Raw genomic sequence first — 20,029 nt, 5'->3', positions numbered from 1 at the left:
GACATAGGAGCGTTGGGAGAGAAAGCCGCATCGCACTGTGTAGTGCTGGATTGCCGAGGAACGGCGGGCCTGTCGCATCATCATAGCCCAACAGGCTCGGCGGCATCCAGAATGAAGAACGCGCAGCCTGGGCTGCGCGTTCGATGGATGCCGTTGAATAGCATGCGGTGCAATCATGGCGGCTTCGGTGGTGTGCTGCGGGTCGCCGTGCCCTTCCTGAATCCTCGATCCCCCGCCATGAACGCTTCCAGCATATGCGGGATCAGCGTCGCCGCATCAACGGCCTCGCCATACGCCTGCGCGTGTAGCGCGGCGTAGCGGTCGAGGTCGACTTTCAAGCTGGTCGGGCAAACGAAAGTCAGCTTGGTGCTCTCGGTCTTCGGCAGCGGGCCGAGCCGCAGCTTCTTGGTCGTGCTCATCGTGAAGTCCCCCGGTTGAAGAACAGCGGCTGGTACGGCCGCAGCACCAGATCCCGGTTGACGATGATGCGAACCGGCAGGCCCGGCCGTTGCGTTAAGGTCGGCTGGATGTTGAGGTTGCGCCGGGTCATCTCCTGGCCGACCTGATTGATGCTGTCCTGCGCGCTGTCGCGCCCAGCGATGATGACGCGATCACCATCCTGCCGGTTCTCCGGCGCGGCCAGCTCGGCACCGACGCCCAGCAGCGTGGTGAGTGCCGCACCGGCAAAGATGCGGCCCCAGTGGTAGTCCACATCGTCCTCCAGCCCGGCATAGCCGGCTGGGTCGGTGCCGGCCAGGTTGTCGAGCGTGAGCGAAGACGTGTCCGGCAGGATGATCCGGTTCCAGACGACTTGAACGCGGCTCTGCCCGTAGCTGACCTGGCTGTTGTATTTGCCCAGGATGCGCGAACCCTGCGGAATCAGCAGGAAGCGCCCGGTGGCTGTGTCATAGACCGGCTCCGTCACCGTGGCGATCACGTCGCCGGGCAAGTCCGACTTGATGCCCGTCACCAAGGCACCTGCGACCACTGTTCCGGCCATAACCTGATACGGCGAAATTGGCAGAGTCAGATTGCCGGAATTACGGGTTTCAGTGGGGCCAGCTTTCATGAAAGCCTCTTTCTGGTCTTGCCGGTTTTGCACCGCTGTCGGGTCAGCAGGTTGGGCCGCCGTGGAGGCCGGCCCGGCCGCCAGCGGGTCAAACGCCGCATTGGCGGCGAAGCCCGGCGCAGCGGCCACCTGTGTCTGCGCTACCGGCGCCGCATTCTGCCCACCCGAGCGGAAGAACACGGACGAGGCCGCGGCCGCCTCGGCTTCTTTTCGCAGGGCATCGTTCGGGTCGTGACCGGGGGCCGCGTAGGCAGCCGTCGCCGGTTGCTGCGACTTCACGATAGCCGGGCCAAGATCGCCCGGCAGCGGTGGCCCTAGTTCGGGAACGGCAGGCAGCAACGCCGGCGGCAGCTTGGAATAGTCCGTCGGCAGCGCATCCAGTCCTTCCGACTTTGACACGCGATCGACGTTGTAAAGCTCGGTCTGCTCGCCTGTGCTGCGTCGATGAGGTTGCAGCGACCACATCAGCGCGCCGAGCACGGCGACCGCTAGGACGCCGGCAAGGATGGCCAGCGAGCGCCGGTTCAGGCGTGTGACTGGACGCGGCTGGGCGCGCAGCGCCACTGCCTCCGGCGCCACCTTGTCCGCCTGCGGCGCGGCAAGGTCGGGAGTGTCATCCTGGCTCATGGTCAGTTCCTCCGTGCAACACCATCGGTGCGCTCGATCCGCACCACGTCGCCGCCATCGCCGCCCAGCCGCAGTTCGGCCGCGCCGAACAGGCGATCCACGACGTAGTACGGCGAGCGAAAACGGTAGTTCACCAGTTGCCCGTCGCCCTGCGCGCCGATGACAAACAGCGGCGGCAGCTCGCCCTGGGCGATGCCCGGCGGGAACTGGATATAGACCTTCTCTCCATCATCGAAGGCGCGCAGAGGCTTCCACGGCGGGTTGCTGCCCGATACCGCGTAGCGGAAGCGGATCTTGTCCAGCGACAGGCCCGTATCGACAGGCGTTGTTGCCTGCGCTGCCTGCGCCTGGCGCTGCAACGCGAGCATTCGGTCTTTCGGATAGTCCCAGGACACCGACGCCATCCATGCCCTCTCGGTCGAGGTCAGCTCCAGCAGGTAGGTGCGCCGACTGGTGGTGATGACGAGATTGGTTTTCAGACCGGAGCGGATAGGCTTGACCAGCACATTGACGCGCAGATCGGCCCCGCCGCCGCTGGACGTGTCGCCCACGATCCAGCGCACGGTATCGCCGGCGGCGACCGTTACCAGTTCCTCGCCCGGTTGAAGCGAAACCACCGTCACGCGCCCCGGCGACGCATAGACCTGATAAAGCGCGCCATCGGTGAACGGCCACACCTGAATCGCGTTGACGTAGCCCTCACGGGTAGGCGCGATACGCGCTTCTGCATTGGCACGGGAAACGCGCACCTTTTCGTCGGCCGGCTCCGGCGCAACGGGGGCCTCATCGAGTTCCGGCAGGGGCTTCAACTGCGCCGGCAGCGCCAGCGGTTCAGGGACGGCGACGACTTCGACGGGCTTGGGCGGTTCGGGCAACGGCTGGGCCAGCACCGTCTCGTCGAGCGAGATGGATGGCGGCGGCTTCCCCTGCGAGGCGCAGCCCGCGAGGGCCAGCAGCGTCAAAGGAACAACGTAAAGGCGGAAACGAAGTTTCATGGTTTGGCTCCTTCGGAAGAATCCAGTTCGCGGCTCCATGACAGGCCGTTGACGTAGATACCCAATGGGTTCTTGAGCAGGCGCTGTTCAGTACGCGGGGTTTGCAGGACGGTCGAAAGCACGGCGTTCCAGCGTTCGGTGCCGGCGGGCGCACCGTTGACATAGCGCTGCTCTGTCCAGCGCACGTTGAAAGACGTGTCGCTCGCGCGAACCACGCTGGTGATTTGCACCGTTACCGATTCCTTGCCGATGCGGGCGAATGGGTCATTGGTGCGGGCGTAGTCGTTGAGCACCGCCGCGCCCTTGTCGGTGGTGTAGTCGTAGGCATCGAGCCAGTTCTGCCGCACCACGATGGGGTCGATGGACAGCGAGCGAACCAGCGTCACGAAGCGCGCCAGGTGGTGCGCGATCTGCGCGTCGCCGGGCCGGTACGGCGTGGCGGCCTCTCCCACGGCGCGCACCTGCCCGGCTTGATCGACCTCGATGACATAGGGCGTCACGATGGACTGCGCCGAGCGCCACACCAGGCCGCCGGCCATCAACAGCGCGAGCACTAGGCAGCCGAAGGCCATCAGGCGCCAATTCTTCGCCTGCACGCGGGCGGAGCCGATACGGTCGTCCCACACCTGGGCGGCGGCTTGATACGGGGTGGCAGGCTGCGGCGTATCGGCGTAGCGCACCTGCGGTCGTTTGAATCGCATGGGTGTTCTCCTTGAAGGTTAGGTATCGGAATCCCGCAGGCTCGGGCCTTGCCCGGAGCCGCCGCCGTCGCCGCCGCGCAGCGTGTGGGCGGCAGTGGTCGCGGCATGGGTAGCCTGCTGGCGGCGGTGCATCCGCTTGGCCCAGGCCGGTTGCTGTTGCTTCTGCGAGCCTGCGGTGCCGTCTGCGGTCTGGCCGGGGCCAGCACCGTCGCTGCCGGCTTCTGTGCCGTTCCAGCCAGCGCGGAAGGAGTCGGCCACCTTCTGCCCAACAGCGGAAGCACCAGAGGTGACGCTGCGGCCTGCGGCTTGTGCGCCAGTCTTGGCGACATTGCCGAGGCCAGCCGCCGCGCCCTTGGCACCGCCGCCGGCCGCAGCGGAACCGGCCTGGAACGCCGATCGGGCACTGCCGGCCGCCGAAGTCGCGGCACGCGCACCGGCACCGGCCAGCTTTGCGGCCGCCGGGGCCATTCGTGCCCCGGCCATGACGGCGCCGCCCACGCCCGTTACGGCGGCGCCGATGGCAACGCCGGTGCCGACAGCCCCGACCGCAGCACCAGCCATCGCGCCCGCACCAAGCTGTGGCGCACCGGACACCAGGCCGGTGGCGATACCGGGGCCGAAAATGCCCAGCGCCAGCAGCGCGAGCGAGGCCAGCATCACGACCAGCGCGTGGTCGATGGATGGTTCGTCGGGATGCACCTGGAACTCGGCGAACAGGCCTGAACCGATGCCGACGATGACGGCCAGCACCAAGACCTTGATGCCTGACGACACCACGTTGCCTAGCACCTTTTCCGCGAGGAACGAGGTCTTGTTCCAGAGTGCAAACGGGATCAAGACGAAGCCGGCGAGCGTAGTCAGTTTGAACTCGATCAGCGTGATGAAAAGCTGTACGGCCAGCACGAAGAAGCAGAGGATCACCACCAGCCAGGCGATGAACAGAACCACGATAGGGTCGATGTTCACGAACACCTCGGGGAACCCAGCCATGTCCCCGATCTGTTCCAGAATCGGCGCGGCTGCGTCGATGCCGGTCTTCGCCAGCCGGCCCGGCTGAAGGAAGTTCTCCATCGTGATGGCCGAGCCGGTAGCGGTAATTCCCAAGCCGGCGAACGAGCGGAACACGATGCTCGCCAGCCAGTTGAAGTTGCCGATGATGTAGGCGAACGCGCCGACACAGAGCACCTTGCGCAGCAGCTTGGCGATCACGTCGTCGCCCTGGCCGGTGGCGTGGCTCATGGCCCAATACAGGCCAGCGATCGTCATGTCGATGACGATGAGCGTGGCGGTGAGAAATGCCACTTCGCCCTGCAATAAGCCGAAGCCCGAGTCGATGTAGCGCGAGAACGTATCGAGGAAACGGTCGATGATGGTCACGTCGTTCATGGCGAATCCTCGGGCGGAGTGAGCGGAACGGCGCCCTCTGGCAATTCATCTGCGGGCGTATCGAAGCTCGGCGGAATCGGCGGGAGTTCAGCCAGCGAGTTGTATTCATCCGGCCCGGTATGGCCGGCGAAGAAGCGCCGCCGGAAGGCTTCAGCGGCGGCGCGGCAGGCATCCTCGCCCACGGCCTGCCGGTCGGCCGCGCATTGCCCGCGCAACGCCTTGAGCCGCACCGGATCTGCGGCCAGGGCGTCGGCCAGGTTCTCGGCCGGCTGCTGGCCGCACGCGGTCAGCAGCACGGCCATCAGGACGGAAGCGCATCGCATGGCCGCCTCCGGTCAGTTGTTATAGAAGTTGACGGACTGCGGCGTGTACGGCGTGCCGGTGCCCAGAAAGCGCCGCCGCACTTCGCGGGCGCGCTCCATAGCCGCCGCTTGCCGCGCCAGTTCCAGTGAAGCGGCCCGGTCTTGCGTGATCTGGAGCTGCTGCGCCTGGATCGACTGCTTGGCCTGCAAAGCCAGGAGCTGGTTCGTCGCCTGCATCGCTTGCAGCGCGCCGGTGGCCGACTGGCTCTGGCTCACGAGATCGGCCAGCGCGCTTTCGTCTTGGGCGAGGTTCTGCGACACCTGCGCCTGCATCCGCATCGCGGTGTGCAAGCCGTTCAAGGTGTTCTGCCAGCGTTCGCGGGCGTCCTGTGCCATGCGGTCGCCGCTGATGGTGGCGGCGTACTGTTCCGGGTACAGGCGGGCGAACGTGGCATCCATGCTCTGCACGTCGTAGGCCAAGCCGCGCGCCTCGGCGATCAGGCGCTCGGTGGTGGCGAGCGTCGAGCGCAGGCGGTTGACGATGTTGAAGTCGAGATTTGCCAGGTTCCTGGCCTGGTTCATCAACATCTGCGCCTCGTTCTGAAGCTGGTTGATCTGGTTGTTGATCTGTTCCAGCGTGCGCACGGCGGTCAGCGTGTTCTGCACGAAGTTGGACGGGTCGAACACCGTCAGCGCGGATGCGGGCTGCACGGCCAGCAGCGATACCGACAGCACGGCAGCGAGTGAGACAGAGAGCAAACGGGGCTTGGTCTTCATGGTGAAACCTCCAGCGGTTGAGAAGCGAGAAAGGAAGCTGCCGCCGGAGCGGACGGCAGCAGGTCGGCGGCCCAGCCGAGGCCGCGATGGCGCAGCCACGCGCCGGCGAAGCCGGGAGCGCCGGCCTGCGTCAGCACGCGGTCAATATCGCGTTGGTCTTGAGGGGTGGATGCGCCCGCGAATGCGAGCGCGACAGGCCCCAGGTCGAGGTCGAACAGGCGATTGCCGAGGCGCGACTGGTAGTAGTAATCGCGCTTGGGCTGTGCGGTCGCCACGATCTCAATCTGGCGGCTGTTCAAGCCGAAGCCTTCGTAGATCGTGCGAATCTGCGGCTCGGTGGCCTGCGGGTTAGGTAAGAAGATCCTGCTCGCGCAGCTTTCGATGATGGCTGGCGCGATGGTCGAGTCCTTGATGTCGGCCAGCGACTGCGTGGCAAAGATGACGCTGACGTTCTTTTTTCTGAGCGTCTTGAGCCATTGCCGGATGCGGGCCGCGAAGGACGGCTCATCGAGGAACAGCCACGCTTCATCGAGGATCAGCAGCGTGGGCGCGCCGTCAAAACGTTCGTCGAAGCGGGCGAACAGGTAGCGCAGCACTGCTTGCACGGCGGCGGGGCTGTGCATCAGTTCTTCCATCTCAAAGCCCTGCACGTCGGCCATGCCCAGCCGGTCGTGGTCAGCGTCCAGCAGCTTGCCGTGGGCGCCGCCCAACACATAGGGCGCGAGCGCTTGGCGCAGCGCGTTGGACTGCAATAACACCGACAAGCCGGTCATGGTGCGCTGCTCCACTGGCGCACCGGCAAGGCTTCGCAGCGCCGACCAAATGGCAGCCTTCTCGTCCGGGCCGACCGTCACGCCTTCGTGCAGCAGCCGGCCCTCCACCCATTCGGCGGCCCAGGTGCGGTAGCCCTCGTGGGCTATTCGCGCGAGTGGCTGGAAGGCGATGCCGCCATCGGCACCGAGGTCGTAGTGCTCACCGCCAAGGCCGAGGATGGTGGCGCGCATCGAGCGCCCCATGTCGAAGGCGAAGATCCGCGAGCCGAAGTAGCGCCGGAACTGCATGGCCAATATGGCGAGCAGCACCGACTTGCCCATGCCGGTCGGCCCGGCGACAAGGGTGTGCCCCACGTCGCCGATGTGCGTCACCAGCCGGAACGGCGTCGCGCCATCGGTGCGGGTGACGATCAGCGGCGGGCCATCGAGGTGTTCGTTCTTCTCCGGCCCAGCCCATACCGCTGACATCGGCATCATGTGCGCCAGGTTCAGCGTCGAAACGATGGGCTGACGCACGTTCGCGTATGCGTTGCCGGGGACGGACGACAGCCAGGCATCGACTGCGTTGAGGGTTTCGGGGATGGTCACGAAACCCCGGCCCTGGATGACGCGCTCCACCATGCGCAGCTTCTCGTCGGCCACGGCCGGGTCGGCGTCGAGCACCGTCACCGTGGCGGTGAGGTAGCCGAAGGCGACTTGATCGCTGCCCAGCTCCTGCAAGGCGGCATCGGCGTCGGCGGCCTTGTTGCTGGCATCGGTATCGACCAGCGGGCTTTCCTGCTGAAAGATCGTTTCGCGCAGCAGCGCGATGACGTTCTTGCGCTTGGCGAACCATTGGCGCCGCAAGCGCCCCAATTCCCGTTCCGCCTCGGCTTTGTCCAGGCACAGGAAGCGCGTACTCCAGCGATACGCAAAGCCCAGGCGGTTGAGGTCGTCCAAGATCCCCGGCCAGGTCGAGGTCGGGAAGCCTCGTACCGACACCACGCGCAGGTGCTGATCGCCCAGCATGGGCGCCAGGCCGCCGACCAGCGCGGCATCGGCCAGCAGTGCGTCGATATGGAACGGCACGTCGGGCACGCCGACGCGATAGCGCCGCGTGGAGACTGTGGCATGCAGGTAGGTCAGCGTCTGGCTATCGTCCAGCCAGGCAATCTCCGGCATCACACCATCGAGCAGGTCGAACACGCGATCGGTCTCTGCCACGAAGGAATCAAGCCGACCACGCCAGTCCACACCCTCAGTGGGCCGGTTCTCGTACAGCATCCCAGCCGCACGGGCGCGAGACTCTTGCGGCGGTAGGTGTTGCAACGTGAAGTGATAGACGCTCTCGAAATGGCCATCCGACTCCTCGAACGCCGCGCGTCGCTCCTCATCCACCAGCCAGGACAGTGGTTCGGGAAAGGAGGATTGCGGATAGCTCGATGCCCGCATCCGCTCGGCCTCGATATAGAAGGCCCAGCCAGACCCGGTACGGCGAAGCGCGTTGTTCTGCCGCGCCGACGTGGCAATCAGCTCGCCCTGTGTCGCACTGTCCAAGTCGGGGCCGCGAAACTGGAACGTGCGTTGAAACGAACCATCTTTGTTCAGCACAACGCCCGGCGCGACCAGCCCGGCCCAGGGCAGCCAGTCGGCAAGCAAGGCCGGGCGCTGACGATATTCGGCAAGGTTCAGCATGGCGTCCTCCCCTCACACGTCCAGAAGCGGGCGGTGTTTGATATGCCGCGCGAAGACCTGCATGAACTGCGGATCGACGCGCGCACCCCATACGGCCAGCGAGTGGCCGACGATCCAGAGCACCACGCCGGGAATCCACAGTTGCAGGCCCAGCCCGACGGCGGCGGCTAGCGTGCCGTTGGCAATCGCCACGGTGCGCGGCGCACCGCCCAGCAGGATCGGCTCGGTCAGCGAGCGATGCAGCGGCACTTCAAAGCCCGGAAGATCGGTGGCCTTACTCATACGACGGCCCCTCCGGAGAAGCTGAAGAACGACAGGAAGAACGAGGACGCGGCGAACGCGATGGACAGGCCGAACACGATCTGGATCAGCTTGCGAAAGCCGCCGCTGGTATCACCGAACGCCAGCGCAAGCCCCGTCGAGATGATGATGATCACCGCCACGATCCGGGCGACTGGCCCTTGGATGGATTCGAGGATGGAGGTCAGCGGCCCTTCCCACGGCATCGAGGAACCGGCGGCCTGCGCCGTGCCCGCCAGCAACAGCATCAGCGCGGCCAGCAGCAGCCCTTGCCCTGCGGGACGGGCCAGGTGGCGCAGCCGCGCCATGCTGGACAGGCGAGAAATAGGATTTACGGAAAGACGGAAAGCATCAACGTGCGTCATGGCAGTTCTCCAGGTTGGTCAGGGGTCGAGGAAGGCGCAGCGGCAGCGGCTGCAAGAGGAACCGGCGGCAGCTCGGGAAACGGCGTTTCCAGCGCATCTGTCAGGCGATAGCCCGCACCGTCGAAGCCGACGACACGGGAGATGGTTTCGACGTGACGTTTGCGGCCACGGCCTGCGATGTGAATCACCACGTTGACCGCCTCGGCGATCAGGGCGCGGGGCGGATTCACTGCCACTTCGAGGATCAGTTGCTCCAGACGCAGCAGTGCGCCCAAGGCGGAGCCGGCATGGATGGTGGCAATGCCGCCGGGGTGGCCGGTGCCCCAGACCTTCACCAAGTCCAGGGCTTCGCCGCCACGCACTTCGCCGACGATCACGCGGTCAGGCCGCAGGCGCATCGTGGCCCGCACCAGCTCGGTCATTGTGACGACGCCGGCGCGGGTGCGCAGCGGCACATGGTCGCGGGCCGCGCATTGCAGCTCGATGGTGTCTTCGAGCACCAGCACGCGGTCGCCTGTGGCGGCGATCTCGGCCAGCAGCGCGTTCGCCAGCGTGGTCTTGCCGGTGCTGGTGCCGCCGGCGATCAGGATGTTCTGCCGCTCGCGCACGGCGCGGCGCAGGAACTCGGCCTGCCCGGCGGTCAGGATGCCGTCGGCCACGTAGCGATCCAGGCCGATGATGCTCACGGCCCGCTTGCGTAGCGCGAAGGCTGGCCCCGGGGCGGCCGGAGGCAGGATGCCCTCGAAACGCTCGCCGGTTTCCGGCAACTCGGCGGTCAAGAGCGGCTGGCCGCGATGCACCTCCGCGCCGACATGCGCGGCGACCAGGCGGATGATGCGTTCACCATCGGCCTCGGGCATCTCCACGCCCAGCGGCGAGCGACCCGACGACAGCCGATCCACCCACAGGGTGCGATCGGGGTTGAGCATGATTTCCACAACATCCGGATCTTCGAGCGCAGCGGCGATCAGCGGCCCCATCGCCGTGCGCAGCATCTGGATGCGGCGATCCTGGGACGCCGCGGCGGATGAGCGAGATTCAGGCGGAATCTGCGGAACGGCACTCATGACGCACGCTCTGCAGCTCGCTCATCGGCGGACGCCATCGCTGCTGCGTCATCCATCCGCATCGGATCGGGGTGCAGTTCCTCCACCACGTCGCGCACCAGACTGCGGCCACGCAGCAGGTGGCGACCCAACTGCTCGACGAACTGCTCGAAGCGCGCTTTGCCCTGGGCGCGGGCCGCGTCCTTGTGGGCTTCTGGCACCGGCGTGCTGATGGTCAAGAAATAGCGGATGAACAGCGCCAGCGTTTCGATCTGGATGTTCTGGTCGCGCTCCATGCGTTCGGTCTGCCGCGACAGTCGATCCAGCCGCTTGGCAATGGCGGCCTCACGCTGGTCGCCCGCATCGGGTGACAGCCAGGACGCCAAGGCCGCTGCGACGATGGAGGACTTGGACACGCCTTTCTTGGCGGCAAGTTCATCCAGGCGCTTGGCGTGCTCGGGCTGGATGAAAAGATTGAGGCGGTATTGGCTCATAGGTCGATTCCGTCGTTGGGGTCGAGAGAAGCCAGCCGGGCCGTGCGCTGCATGGCCGGGTCGAGCTGGCCGGGAAGCGGGAGCGCCAGGTCGTCGTCATCGAGCAGCTCCAGGTCGTTCGCACACGCGTCCAACTCGGGCTCGTAGGCGACGGTTTCGGAGAGTTCGAGCTGGCGGCGCGGGCCGCCGTCATCGGTGCCGCCCGGACCATCGGCGGATACCGAGGTCGGCGCCGTAGGTACGGCCGGGATCGCCAAGCCGCTCCAGTCGTCGGGGCGGGCTGGCGGCGCGTCGGCGTACCTCCCGACTGCGAGCACGGGCGGTGGCAGGACGCGATCCTTGAAATTGGCGTCGACGTAGTAACGCAGCTTCTTCGCGCGGATCGGGGCAACGCTGGACACCATGACTACGGCGTCCTCAGGTGGAAGCTGCATCACCTCGCCGGGCGTCAGCAGCGGACGTGCAGTTTCCTGACGCGACACCATCAGGTGCCCCAGCCACGGAGCGAGGCGGTGGCCCGCGTAGTTGCGCTGCGCGCGAAGCTCGGTGGCGGTGCCGAGGGTTTCGGAAATCCTTTTCGCCGTCCTTTCGTCGTTGGTGGCGAAAGTCACCCGGACATGGCAGTTGTCGAGGATGGAATGGTTCTGCCCATACGCCTTGTCGATCTGGTTCAGGCTTTGAGCGATGAGAAAGCTGCGGATGCCGTAGCCGGCCATGAAGGCAAGCGCGGACTCGAAAAAATCGAGGCGACCCAGCGCCGGAAACTCGTCCAGCATCAGCAGCAGCTTGTGCCGGCGCGCGATGCCATCGCTGCCGTCGAGCGATTCGGTCAGCCGCCGCCCGATCTGGTTCAAGATGAGCCGGATCAGCGGCTTGGTGCGGCTTATGTCGGAGGGCGGCACCACCAGATAGAGCGATACCGGGTGCTCGGCGGAAATCAGGTCGGCGATGCGCCAATCGCAGCGCGATGTGACTTCGGCCACGGTCGGGTCGCGGTACAGGCCGAGAAACGACATGGCGGTGGAGAGCACGCCCGATCGCTCGTTGTCCGACTTGTTGAGCACTTCGCGGGCAGCGGATGCGACAACCGGGTGAGGCGCATCGCCCAGGTGCTTCGTCGTCATCATCCGGTGCAGCGTCAGCTCGAACGGACACGCCGGGTCGCTGAGGAAGTTGGCGACGCCGCGCAGCGTCTTGTCCTCGCCTGCGTACAGAACATGCAAGATTGCACCGACCAGTAGCGCGTGGCTGGTCTTCTCCCAATGATTGCGCTTCTCTAACGCACCTTCAGGGTCAACCAGAATGTCGGCGATGTTCTGCACGTCGCGCACTTCATGTGCGCCGCGCCGGACTTCAAGCAGCGGGTTGTAGGCGGCCGACTGCCTATCGGTGGGGTTGAAAAGCAGGCAGTGCGAAAAGCGCGAACGCCAGCCCGCCGTGATCTTCCAGTTCTCTCCCTTAATGTCGTGAATGACGGCGGACGCCGGCCACGAAAGCAACGTAGGCACCACCAAGCCCACGCCCTTGCCCGAGCGCGTGGGTGCGAAGCTCAGGACATGTTCCGGCCCCTCATGTCGGAGGTATTGGTCGTCGTGTTGGCCGAGGAAGACGCCCGCCGGGAGGGTCAGTCCAGCTTTGCGGATGTCGACGGCATCGGCCCAGCGTGCCGAACCATAAGTCGTAACCAGCCGCGACTGCCGAGAACGCCATACCGACATGGCGATGGCGACGAGTAAAGCGAACAAACCGCTACCACCCGCAATCGCACCGCCTGTGTCGAAGACGTGCGGCGCGTAGGCATCAAAGAAGAACCACCATTCGAACAAGCGCCACGGGTGATAAACCGGTACACCTAGAAGATCGAACCAGGGCGATCCGAGGCGTACTTGATAGCCAAGGGTCGCTGCTGTCCATTGTGTGGCGCCCCAGACGCCGGCGATCACGATGCCGATTACCACAGCGATCTGGCCGAACAGAACGTTCGTCCCTTGCATGACCTGTCCTCCGATTTCTCCTGCGCTGGTGTCTCATTGAAAGCGTTGCACAGGGGGTGTCGCAGGCGTCAGGATCGGTTCTGGGCTAGTGCCGGTCAAAGACCGTTCGCAGCACAATGGTCGAGGGAAAAGAAAGAATGAGCGCGGTGGCGAGTCAAAGAAAAGCGCCGCAAGCGAAAGCGCACTGCGGCGCATACAGAGTTCCAAGCAAGTTACCCAAAAAAAGCCGTCAATGGGCCTTGCTTCCACTCATAGGCAATATTTAGATATCATGAAAAACGATGATATTTAAGATTGGAATAAAAATGAAAAATATCAAGAGTATGGATCTCAACTTGCTCAAGGCGCTGGACGCATTGTTAGACGAACGCAATGTGACACGGGCGGCGGCCCGTCTGGGACTAACCCAGCCGGCCTTGAGTGGCATGCTGACGCGGTTGCGCGAGAGCTTCGGTGACCCGCTTTTCGCGCGCTCGCAGCGGGGTATCGTTCCAACGCAGCGGGCGCTGGATCTAGGGATGCCTGTCAAGCAGGTGCTCGCCGAAATCGACGCGCTGCTCCAGCCACCTTCCTTCAATCCGGCCACCGCACAACTGACCTTCTCCATCGCCGCGACGGACTATGCGCTGCGTGCCGTTGCTGTCCCATTTCTATCGGCACTTAAACGGCACGCACCGCGTGTACGAGTCTCATTAGTGCCAGTCGAGAGCGGGCAGCTACAGAACCAGCTTGAGCGCGGTCAGATCGATTTAGCCCTCCTGACGCCAGAGATCACTCCGCCAAATCTGCATGCCCGAGAGCTGTTCAAGGAACACTATGTGTGTGTCCTGCGGGAAGACCATCCTGCGGCTATGGGGCGCAAGCTGACCGTTAAACAGTTCTGTGCTCTCGACCATGCGCTTGTTTCCTACGATGGTGGAGGTTTCCGCGGCGTCACCGACGATGCGCTAGAACAGTTGGGCAAACGACGCAGCGTCACACTGTCGGTCAAGAGCTTTCTGATCTTGCCAGACATCCTGCGTGCCAGTGACATGGTTGCGATCTTGCCGAGCCGCTTGGTCGCCGGTATGGACAAGCTGGCTATCTCCCTGCCGCCGGTGAAGATACCGGGGTTCACCAAGACGGCTGCTTGGCACGAACGCACCCATCACGATCCAGCACATCGCTGGATACGAGCACTGCTGTTCACTTCCTGTGCTAACAACAAGTAGGCAAGATCGCTCCTATCGTCATGCTCAGCACAACTCTACCTCGCACTACAAATAAGCAATCAGTCGGCTCAATTGGAGACGCGCCCTTTCGTAGCGCCGCTGCGAGATAGCCTAGTCGGTGGATGGCAGAACCTAGGCCTTGATATCATATTTTATGATATCAAAAATAGAAACTTAGGATTTCACTTATTGCAGATGGAGGCTCATGATTTGCTCCATGACCACTTGAATGACGCAGCCACCCCTGTTGCGTCATCGACATTTTGTGAAGGAGCTTCGATATGAGCAAGCAACAGAACGCCATCCTCTGGCCCGAAGGCTACACGCCGGGCTTTACTGAGAATTTCGCCTCCAATGAGATCATCGCCGCCGGCTTGAGCGCGGCCGACGTATGGCCTCTACTCGTCACACCATCGCTGTGGCCAAGCTACTACGCCAACTCGGCTAACGTGTGCTTTCATGACGGCAAAGGCCCGGTACTGGCCGACGGCGATCGGTTTTACTTCGAGACCTTCGGCTTCCCGGTAGAGGGGCAGTGCAACGAATACGTGCCACCTGCGGATGGGCAACCCGGCCGCGTGGCCTGGCACGGCTGGTCCGGCGAGGAAGGCACAGATACGCGCCTGGATGTGCATCACGCCTGGCTGGTTGAGAACCTGGACGGCAGGCGCGTGCGCATCCTCACGCAGGAAACTCAGAAGGGCAAACCGGCCGAGGAGCTGCACAACGCCAAACCCAACCCGATGATCAACGGCCATCAGGACTGGCTCGACAGCTTGGTCGAGGCAGCGCGCAAAGCCAAGCAGGCGTAGTGGTCTCCGGCCGCTTGATCCCAAGCGTCTGAACGGAGAAAACCATGATGAGAACTCCCCTCAGGATTCTGCTGGTCCTGACTTCGCAGGCAACGATGGGCGACGAACTGCTCAACCGCGAATGGTTCCGCAGTCGGACCGAAGCGAAGGTGCTGATCGAACGTTGGCGACAGTTCTACAACGAGCAGCGGCCGCATAGCGCGCATGCTTACAAACCGCCGGCGACGATCCGGCGCAACTGGATCCAATCCGATAGCATCCCCTCCGAACTCACTGCCTGACTGGCTACAAAGTTCGTACTCAGGTCACCTTGGCGCAGGCACTGAAGGTGGAGCCACCCGGAATGGGTGCTCCCACCGCCTTACGCGCACTGGCTCGAACTCTCCCGAGGCGCCGGCAAGCTCGTCACATAGCGACTAGAGAGAGGAGGTGACCGTACGAGTTCCCAGCGCCCGATCCACTCTGGGAGCTGGGTCGCCTAGCGACTACGCTACCAATGGAGCTAGCGATCAACTCGATAACTTGAGCGTGATAACGCCCAGGATGATCAACGCCACGCCAAGGTATCGCATCAGGGAGGTTGGGTCGCCATAGAAATGAATTCCGACTAAGAAAGTTCCCGCCGCTCCGATACCCGTCCACACCGCATAAGCAGTCCCAATCGGTATCTGACGCTGAGCAAGCCATAGGAAGGCGCCGCTAATTGTCATGAAAGAGACGGCTACTGCGACCCCACTCCAACGCGATGTTGGCTCTTGCGCCATTTTCAGCCCGACCGGCCATCCGATTTCAAACAATCCAGCCAAAACAAGATAGATCCAACCCATTGCGATTCTCCTTCAAATTTTTCATATCCGGCATACATACTCCGGCATGACCACCAGCTTAGAACTTCGGCGGCTCTTTAGGCGTGGTGTGGGGCACATCGCCATCTTCGTAAAAGCGCTTTCGCGTAGCCTCGGCAACCCGGTTACATAGTTGGTCGCCCAGCATTGGTCGATCCAACTTGCATTGCTTGCGCAACTCTTTCAGACGCTCAGGATTGAGCGCTAATTCATCGACTGTCGGAAGGTTGGCTTTATCTGGTTTCCCAGATGGGCTGCAGGCTGCCAATGTCGAGGAAAGCAATATGAGAGCAATCTTCTTCATGGTTAATTTTCTTTGGGAGATTGTGTGATGGTTTACCGCCGACCTTTGGCATCTGGAGATTTGATCGAATGAACGCGTTCCATGAAGCGAGTCAGCATTTCTGACGGCTCGCTGGCCGGCCGTAGTAGATAGGTCGTGAGCATTGGCGAACGTCCAGTCAGCGGCCGTGCGACCCCCCCCTGTTCCCTGCTGGCTGTGATATGCGCGCCTCCTGTGAGGCCTAGTGCAAGTCCCGCCGAAACCAGGACCATCATTAGATCGCTGGAAGTCACGCGTTCGGCAATCAGTGGCTCTATGTCCACGCGACGTAGCACCCGTTCAACTTGCCGAGCATGGCCCTCACACGCCACCGCGTCGCAGAGCACCAGCGGATACCGCAACAGCTCTTCTAGGGGAATCTGTTTGTGGGATAGCAAGGGGTGCCGTGCGGGCACAGCTACCATCAGAGGGTCACTCCACACCGGCACGGCGATGATGCCTTCGCCGACTTCATCCGATTGAGCGAAGCCGAGATCGTACAGTTCGCCACACAATCCCTTGATTTGCTGTGCCAAAGGCACCTCGAAGAAGCGAACTTCCACTTCCGGCTCTTCCTGCCGGCAGAGCGCCAACAACGCAGGCAGGCGCGATGGCGTGATTCCATCAGACAATGCAATACGGAGCTGGCAATGAAAGCCATTGGCTGCGGCGTTCACACTGTCGCGCGCCTGCTGCAAAGCTGCGAAGACACGCGGCACGCTCTCAAAGAAGAGCCTGCCCGCACGAGTCAAGCGGGTGCTCCGAGTGGTTCTCGCAAATAGCGCTACGCCCAACTCTTCCTCAAGTTCCTTGATGGCGCGCGACAGCGGCGATGTCTCTATGTGGAGGCGCTCTGCGGCTCGGGCAAAGTGCAGCTCCTCTGCCACCGCCAGAAAGTAGCGCAGGTGTCGAATTTCCATGTTCGCATTCCTCATCACTCAGGCCTCACCACCTTCGCCTTGCGTCACGCTATTTAGCTAGCCTTCGCAAGCTGCTCCAGCATGTTTCTGCGATCAAACAGGAGAGCCGGATAATGCTTTTGCCAGGACGCCCCATTGCATGGCTGTCTCGGCCCGCGTGCGGATCAGCGAAGCCTGCGCTGACAGCACCCCGGCCTCAGCCTCGGCCACCACCGTGGCGTCCACTTGTCCCGCCTCGAACAGACGTCGGCTGCGATCGAGCTGACGCTCCGCGACTGCGACACCCTCGGCCTGATGCTCCAGTGCTGCGTGCTGCGTATGCCAACCGAGATATGCGTTCTCTACGTCCTGCAAAGCACTCAACAAAGTGCGCTCGAACTCCGCACGGGCAGCTCGGCTGCGCGCCTCTCCGGTCTCGATGCCGGCACGGATCGCGCCACCATCGAAGATCGGCAACGACACCCCGGCCCCAAGTGAAAAAATGTTTCCAGTGATGCGGGTTCCCACACTCTCTACGCGCTGCCGTCCGCCGCTCAGGTCCAACACCAGCCTGGGGAAGCGTTCGCCTTCGGCTGCGTTCCAGCGCGCGGTTTCGGCGGCGAACTTCGCTTCGGCGGCGCGCACGTCGGGCCGCTCACTCAGCAGGTCCGCAGGTATGCGTGTCGGTGTCCAGTCCGGGACGGCGAGCGACGCAAGAGTTGGGGAAGCTGCAGGCGCTCCGGGCGTTTGTCCCACTAGTACATCGAGTGCATGCGTCGCCTCGCCGCGCGCACGCCGCAGTTGCTCTTGCTCCACGCGCAGTGCGACGACGCCGGCGCGGGTACGCTCGATGTCGAAGCCGGTAGCTTGTCCGGCCTCGAACTTCCGTTGCATCAGCAAGACGAGTCGTTCTGCGGATGCCAGCCGCGCCGCGGCTAGCGCTTCGAGCTCACTGGCTTGGCGCTGCTGCACAGCCGCCGACACTGTTTCAAACGCGACCTGCCACCGCGTGGCAACCCACGCTTGTTCGGCTGCCACCGCATCCAGGCGCGCACCTTCTGCTGCCTGCGAAAGCCGTCCCGACAGGTCTGCCTCCCACGATGCGGACAACGTGGCGCGGCCATCATTGCCGATTGCAACGTTCTCTGAATAGTCGCGTCCTCGAGTTGCCTGCGTGCCCGCGGACAACGAGGGGAGCAGGGAGGCCCGTGCTCGCCGCGTGGCGGCCGATGCCTCGTCCACGCGCGCTCGCGCAATCGTCAGTTCGGTATTGCGCTCCAGCGCCGCCCGGACCAAGGCATTGAGGTGCGGATCGCCGTAGGCCGTCCACCAATCGACGGGAAGAGTACGGCGGGACGATTTGTCCAAGATGCCTTCACCTCCCTCTTCATTTGAGAAATGGGCCGGTACATCCAGGCGAGGTGGATCGGCAGAGTGCGGGGCATGGCTGCAGGCCGCAAGAAGCAGTAGCGGAGAAATCATGGCAATGAGGCGATAGCGTTCAAGAATTTGAGACATGGCAGCTCCTTGCGCTCCGAAAAAGTCTTGACGGACTGTTGTATGGCTTCTACTATACCGTCTGGACTGTATATGACTCAAGCTTTTTTGGAGCACGACCATGCCGCCCCGCGCGAAAACAAAGTTGCCCCCCCCCGTCCACTGCCCATAGCAGCGCCGATGCGCAGCCCGGCCTCCAGCAAGGAGCCCAGCGAACTCGCGACCGCATCCTGCAGGCCGCCCGCGAACTGGTGCTGGAGGAAGGTGCCAGTCGCTTGACACTGGACGCCGTCGTTGTGCGGGCCGGGTTGAGCAAAGGGGCGTTTCTCTATCACTTCAAGACCAAACGCGATTTGTTCGTGACACTGATCGACGAGATGATCCGGGCGTTCGACGCGGTACAAGCCAATCACGAGCGCAGGTTTGCCGGAGATCCGGACCCCTGGCTGTCGAGCCAGGTGGAAGCGATGCCCGACGACGAGATGCAGAAGATGGGCGCAGCGCTGCTCGCGGCAGCTGCGGAAGATCCAACACTTCTCGACCCACTGCGCGAGTGTTACCGCGTGCAGTACGAACGCGTGCGTCGATCCCCGCGTGGCACCGAGACCGCGGCACTCATCATGCTGGCATTGGATGGCGCCCTGTTCGCCGATCTTCTGGGTTTGCCAATACTCGCACCCGCAGAGCGGCGGCATTTCTTTCGGGCGCTCCAGGATCTCGCCTCGGGCCATCTCGAACTTGTCCCGGCAAAAGGACGCACATGAGTCGCGTCCGTAGCGGTGTCATGACCGCGTGCGCACCGCGCTCCTTGGCGGTTGCTTGCACACTATCCATTTCGACTCTGCTCTCAGGGTGCGGAAACTCGCAATCCACCGTATCCGAGCCTCCGCGCGCAGTGAAGCTGCGCCGCCGCGCAGTCGGATCTCCCGCATAGCTCTCGCATCGAATTGACTGGCTCGGCGCGAGCAACCGAGCGCAGCATCCTAGGATTTGAAACAGGAGGACGGATCGCCAAGTTGAACGTCGACGTGGGTGAACGGTTCTCCCGCGGCCAAGTCCTGGCAGAACTTGATGCGCAACCTGACCGGCTTCGCGTGACACAAGCGCAAGCATCCCTGGCGGCCGCCGAAGCCGGCCTGATGGATCGACGTGTACAGACAGATCAACAGCGCCGGTTGCTCGAAAGCGAAGTCATCTCCCCTGCTGCGTTCGAGAGCGCGAAGGCGCAGCTAGCGGTCGCAGAGGGTCAAGCGCGCACTGCCAAGGCGGCGCTTGGCCTGGCCGAACGAGCACAACGTGGCACGATGATCGTCGCTCCTTTCGATGGTGTCGTGGCGGAAAAGCTGGCTTTGGCGTTCACCGACATTGCTGCTGGTGCGCCGGTATTTCAGGTCGACGGCGTGCGCAGTGGCACTGAGATCATCGCGAACGCGTCTACTACACAGGCACCTCACATAGATGTCGGCCAACGCGCAGAACTGAGCTGGAGCGGAGCCGAACAACCAATCCGAGCGGTGGTACGTCGTGTCGGTCTGCGCGCCGAAAATGGCTCGCTCCTACCCGTGGTGCTAGTGCCTGAAGATAACGCGCAAGCGCGCGCACTTCGGCCAGGTATTCCCGTACAGGTCGTGCTCGACGCACCTGCGGCAACCTCCAAGACCTCTCGGCCCGAGACTGTATCCATACCTTATGCCTCGCTGGTGCTCGGCACGAAGCCGGGCGAGGCTTCCGTCTTCGTCTACACCCCTGAAGATAAGAAGGTGCACCGTCGCGCGGTGCGCTTCACGCCGGTACAGGAAGGAGACAGCGCGCGCGTCCTCGCTGGACTCAAGCCCGGCGAGACGGTGGTTGCCGCCGGAGGAGGATGGCTCACCGATGGACAGCCAGTGACACCACTGGAAGCCACCACTCAATTGACCAAGCGCTAACGCGATCCACCA

The 20,029-nt window shown here is 63.5% G+C and carries 21 protein-coding genes and 1 pseudogene; 5 read left to right on the top strand and 17 right to left on the bottom strand.

The genetic code is table 11. The annotated features are described in order from the left end of the window. Window positions 1-173 precede the first annotated feature (173 nt). From ACVOLS_RS04080 to ACVOLS_RS04020, 13 genes are read right to left on the bottom strand one after another with little or no spacing between them, the layout of a single operon-like run. Entirely contained in the window at window positions 174-419 is a 246-nt protein-coding gene (locus tag ACVOLS_RS04080) for a DUF2274 domain-containing protein (RefSeq protein WP_000108283.1), read from the bottom strand. After that, window positions 416-1,696, bottom strand: coding sequence for a TraB/TrbI/VirB10 family type IV secretion system protein (locus ACVOLS_RS04075; RefSeq protein ID WP_003092274.1), 1,281 nt, complete (start codon window positions 1,694-1,696; stop codon window positions 416-418). The genes ACVOLS_RS04080 and ACVOLS_RS04075 overlap by 4 nt, the downstream gene beginning before the upstream one ends. A 2-nt stretch (window positions 1,697-1,698) precedes the next feature. After that, window positions 1,699-2,691 carry a P-type conjugative transfer protein TrbG gene (trbG, locus tag ACVOLS_RS04070; protein WP_000776560.1) on the bottom strand — a complete coding sequence of 331 codons (993 nt, stop codon included), beginning with the start codon at window positions 2,689-2,691 and terminating at the stop codon, window positions 1,699-1,701. After that, on the bottom strand, window positions 2,688-3,392 hold the full coding sequence (gene trbF, locus ACVOLS_RS04065) for a conjugal transfer protein TrbF (RefSeq protein ID WP_001211312.1): 705 nt from the start codon (window positions 3,390-3,392) through the stop codon (window positions 2,688-2,690). The genes trbG and trbF overlap by 4 nt, the downstream gene beginning before the upstream one ends. Window positions 3,393-3,410: 18 nt before the next feature. Next, a complete protein-coding gene (gene trbL / locus ACVOLS_RS04060; RefSeq protein ID WP_023093366.1) occupies window positions 3,411-4,778 on the bottom strand; it encodes a P-type conjugative transfer protein TrbL in 1,368 nt (455 codons plus the stop codon). Continuing rightward, window positions 4,775-5,101, bottom strand: coding sequence for a hypothetical protein (locus tag ACVOLS_RS04055; protein WP_014603538.1), 327 nt, complete (start codon window positions 5,099-5,101; stop codon window positions 4,775-4,777). The genes trbL and ACVOLS_RS04055 overlap by 4 nt, the downstream gene beginning before the upstream one ends. 12 nt (window positions 5,102-5,113) lie before the next feature. Continuing rightward, a complete protein-coding gene (gene trbJ / locus ACVOLS_RS04050; RefSeq protein WP_003092277.1) occupies window positions 5,114-5,857 on the bottom strand; it encodes a P-type conjugative transfer protein TrbJ in 744 nt (247 codons plus the stop codon). After that, window positions 5,854-8,304 carry a conjugal transfer protein TrbE gene (gene trbE, locus ACVOLS_RS04045; RefSeq protein ID WP_000933135.1) on the bottom strand — a complete coding sequence of 817 codons (2,451 nt, stop codon included), beginning with the start codon at window positions 8,302-8,304 and terminating at the stop codon, window positions 5,854-5,856. The genes trbJ and trbE overlap by 4 nt, the downstream gene beginning before the upstream one ends. A 12-nt stretch (window positions 8,305-8,316) precedes the next feature. Then, window positions 8,317-8,586, bottom strand: a complete 270-nt coding sequence (locus ACVOLS_RS04040) for a VirB3 family type IV secretion system protein (RefSeq protein WP_003092280.1) — start codon at window positions 8,584-8,586, stop codon at window positions 8,317-8,319. Then, a complete protein-coding gene (locus ACVOLS_RS04035) occupies window positions 8,583-8,969 on the bottom strand; it encodes a TrbC/VirB2 family type IV secretion system protein (RefSeq protein WP_000150010.1) in 387 nt (128 codons plus the stop codon). The genes ACVOLS_RS04040 and ACVOLS_RS04035 overlap by 4 nt, the downstream gene beginning before the upstream one ends. Continuing rightward, the gene (gene trbB / locus ACVOLS_RS04030; RefSeq protein WP_023093367.1) at window positions 8,966-10,036 is read right to left on the bottom strand and encodes a P-type conjugative transfer ATPase TrbB; all 1,071 of its coding nucleotides are present in this window, start codon (window positions 10,034-10,036) and stop codon (window positions 8,966-8,968) included. The genes ACVOLS_RS04035 and trbB overlap by 4 nt, the downstream gene beginning before the upstream one ends. Further along, window positions 10,033-10,509, bottom strand: coding sequence for a ribbon-helix-helix protein, CopG family (locus ACVOLS_RS04025; protein WP_000085131.1), 477 nt, complete (start codon window positions 10,507-10,509; stop codon window positions 10,033-10,035). The genes trbB and ACVOLS_RS04025 overlap by 4 nt, the downstream gene beginning before the upstream one ends. Beyond that, window positions 10,506-12,503, bottom strand: coding sequence for a conjugal transfer protein TraG (locus ACVOLS_RS04020; RefSeq protein WP_001163195.1), 1,998 nt, complete (start codon window positions 12,501-12,503; stop codon window positions 10,506-10,508). The genes ACVOLS_RS04025 and ACVOLS_RS04020 overlap by 4 nt, the downstream gene beginning before the upstream one ends. A 305-nt stretch (window positions 12,504-12,808) precedes the next feature. Between ACVOLS_RS04020 and ACVOLS_RS04015 the strand changes: the two genes are divergently transcribed. The 3 genes and pseudogenes from ACVOLS_RS04015 to ACVOLS_RS04005 all read left to right on the top strand — a co-directional run. Further along, window positions 12,809-13,714: a LysR family transcriptional regulator gene (locus ACVOLS_RS04015; protein ID WP_023093368.1), complete on the top strand. Its 906-nt coding sequence runs from the start codon at window positions 12,809-12,811 to the stop codon at window positions 13,712-13,714. Window positions 13,715-13,995: 281 nt separating this feature from the next. After that, window positions 13,996-14,526 (top strand): SRPBCC family protein, encoded by a 531-nt coding sequence (locus ACVOLS_RS04010; RefSeq protein ID WP_000043569.1) that lies wholly within the window; start codon window positions 13,996-13,998, stop codon window positions 14,524-14,526. 101 nt (window positions 14,527-14,627) lie between these two features. Beyond that, window positions 14,628-14,807, top strand: a pseudogene (locus tag ACVOLS_RS04005) (integrase core domain-containing protein); the annotation flags it as partial. Between the two features lie 228 nt (window positions 14,808-15,035). Here ACVOLS_RS04005 and ACVOLS_RS04000 read toward each other — a convergent pair. The 4 genes from ACVOLS_RS04000 to ACVOLS_RS03985 all read right to left on the bottom strand — a co-directional run bounded on the left by ACVOLS_RS04000 (window position 15,036) and on the right by ACVOLS_RS03985 (window position 18,110). Then, on the bottom strand, window positions 15,036-15,353 hold the full coding sequence (locus ACVOLS_RS04000; protein ID WP_000539741.1) for a DMT family transporter: 318 nt from the start codon (window positions 15,351-15,353) through the stop codon (window positions 15,036-15,038). 58 nt (window positions 15,354-15,411) lie between these two features. Further along, window positions 15,412-15,675, bottom strand: coding sequence for an EexN family lipoprotein (locus ACVOLS_RS03995; RefSeq protein ID WP_000717310.1), 264 nt, complete (start codon window positions 15,673-15,675; stop codon window positions 15,412-15,414). Between the two features lie 32 nt (window positions 15,676-15,707). Next, window positions 15,708-16,613: a LysR family transcriptional regulator gene (locus tag ACVOLS_RS03990; RefSeq protein ID WP_058151297.1), complete on the bottom strand. Its 906-nt coding sequence runs from the start codon at window positions 16,611-16,613 to the stop codon at window positions 15,708-15,710. Between the two features lie 93 nt (window positions 16,614-16,706). Further along, a complete protein-coding gene (locus tag ACVOLS_RS03985; RefSeq protein WP_000078291.1) occupies window positions 16,707-18,110 on the bottom strand; it encodes an efflux transporter outer membrane subunit in 1,404 nt (467 codons plus the stop codon). A 38-nt stretch (window positions 18,111-18,148) separates the two neighbouring features. Here ACVOLS_RS03985 and ACVOLS_RS03980 point away from each other — a divergent pair, with 38 nt between their 5' ends. Further along, entirely contained in the window at window positions 18,149-18,853 is a 705-nt protein-coding gene (locus ACVOLS_RS03980) for a TetR/AcrR family transcriptional regulator (protein WP_481544566.1), read from the top strand. Between the two features lie 177 nt (window positions 18,854-19,030). Beyond that, window positions 19,031-20,017: an efflux RND transporter periplasmic adaptor subunit gene (locus tag ACVOLS_RS03975; protein WP_481544593.1), complete on the top strand. Its 987-nt coding sequence runs from the start codon at window positions 19,031-19,033 to the stop codon at window positions 20,015-20,017. Window positions 20,018-20,029 lie beyond the last annotated feature (12 nt).

This window comes from Stenotrophomonas sp. STEN038, assembly GCF_056759895.1.
This window is presented reverse-complemented; position numbering and strand designations above follow the sequence as displayed.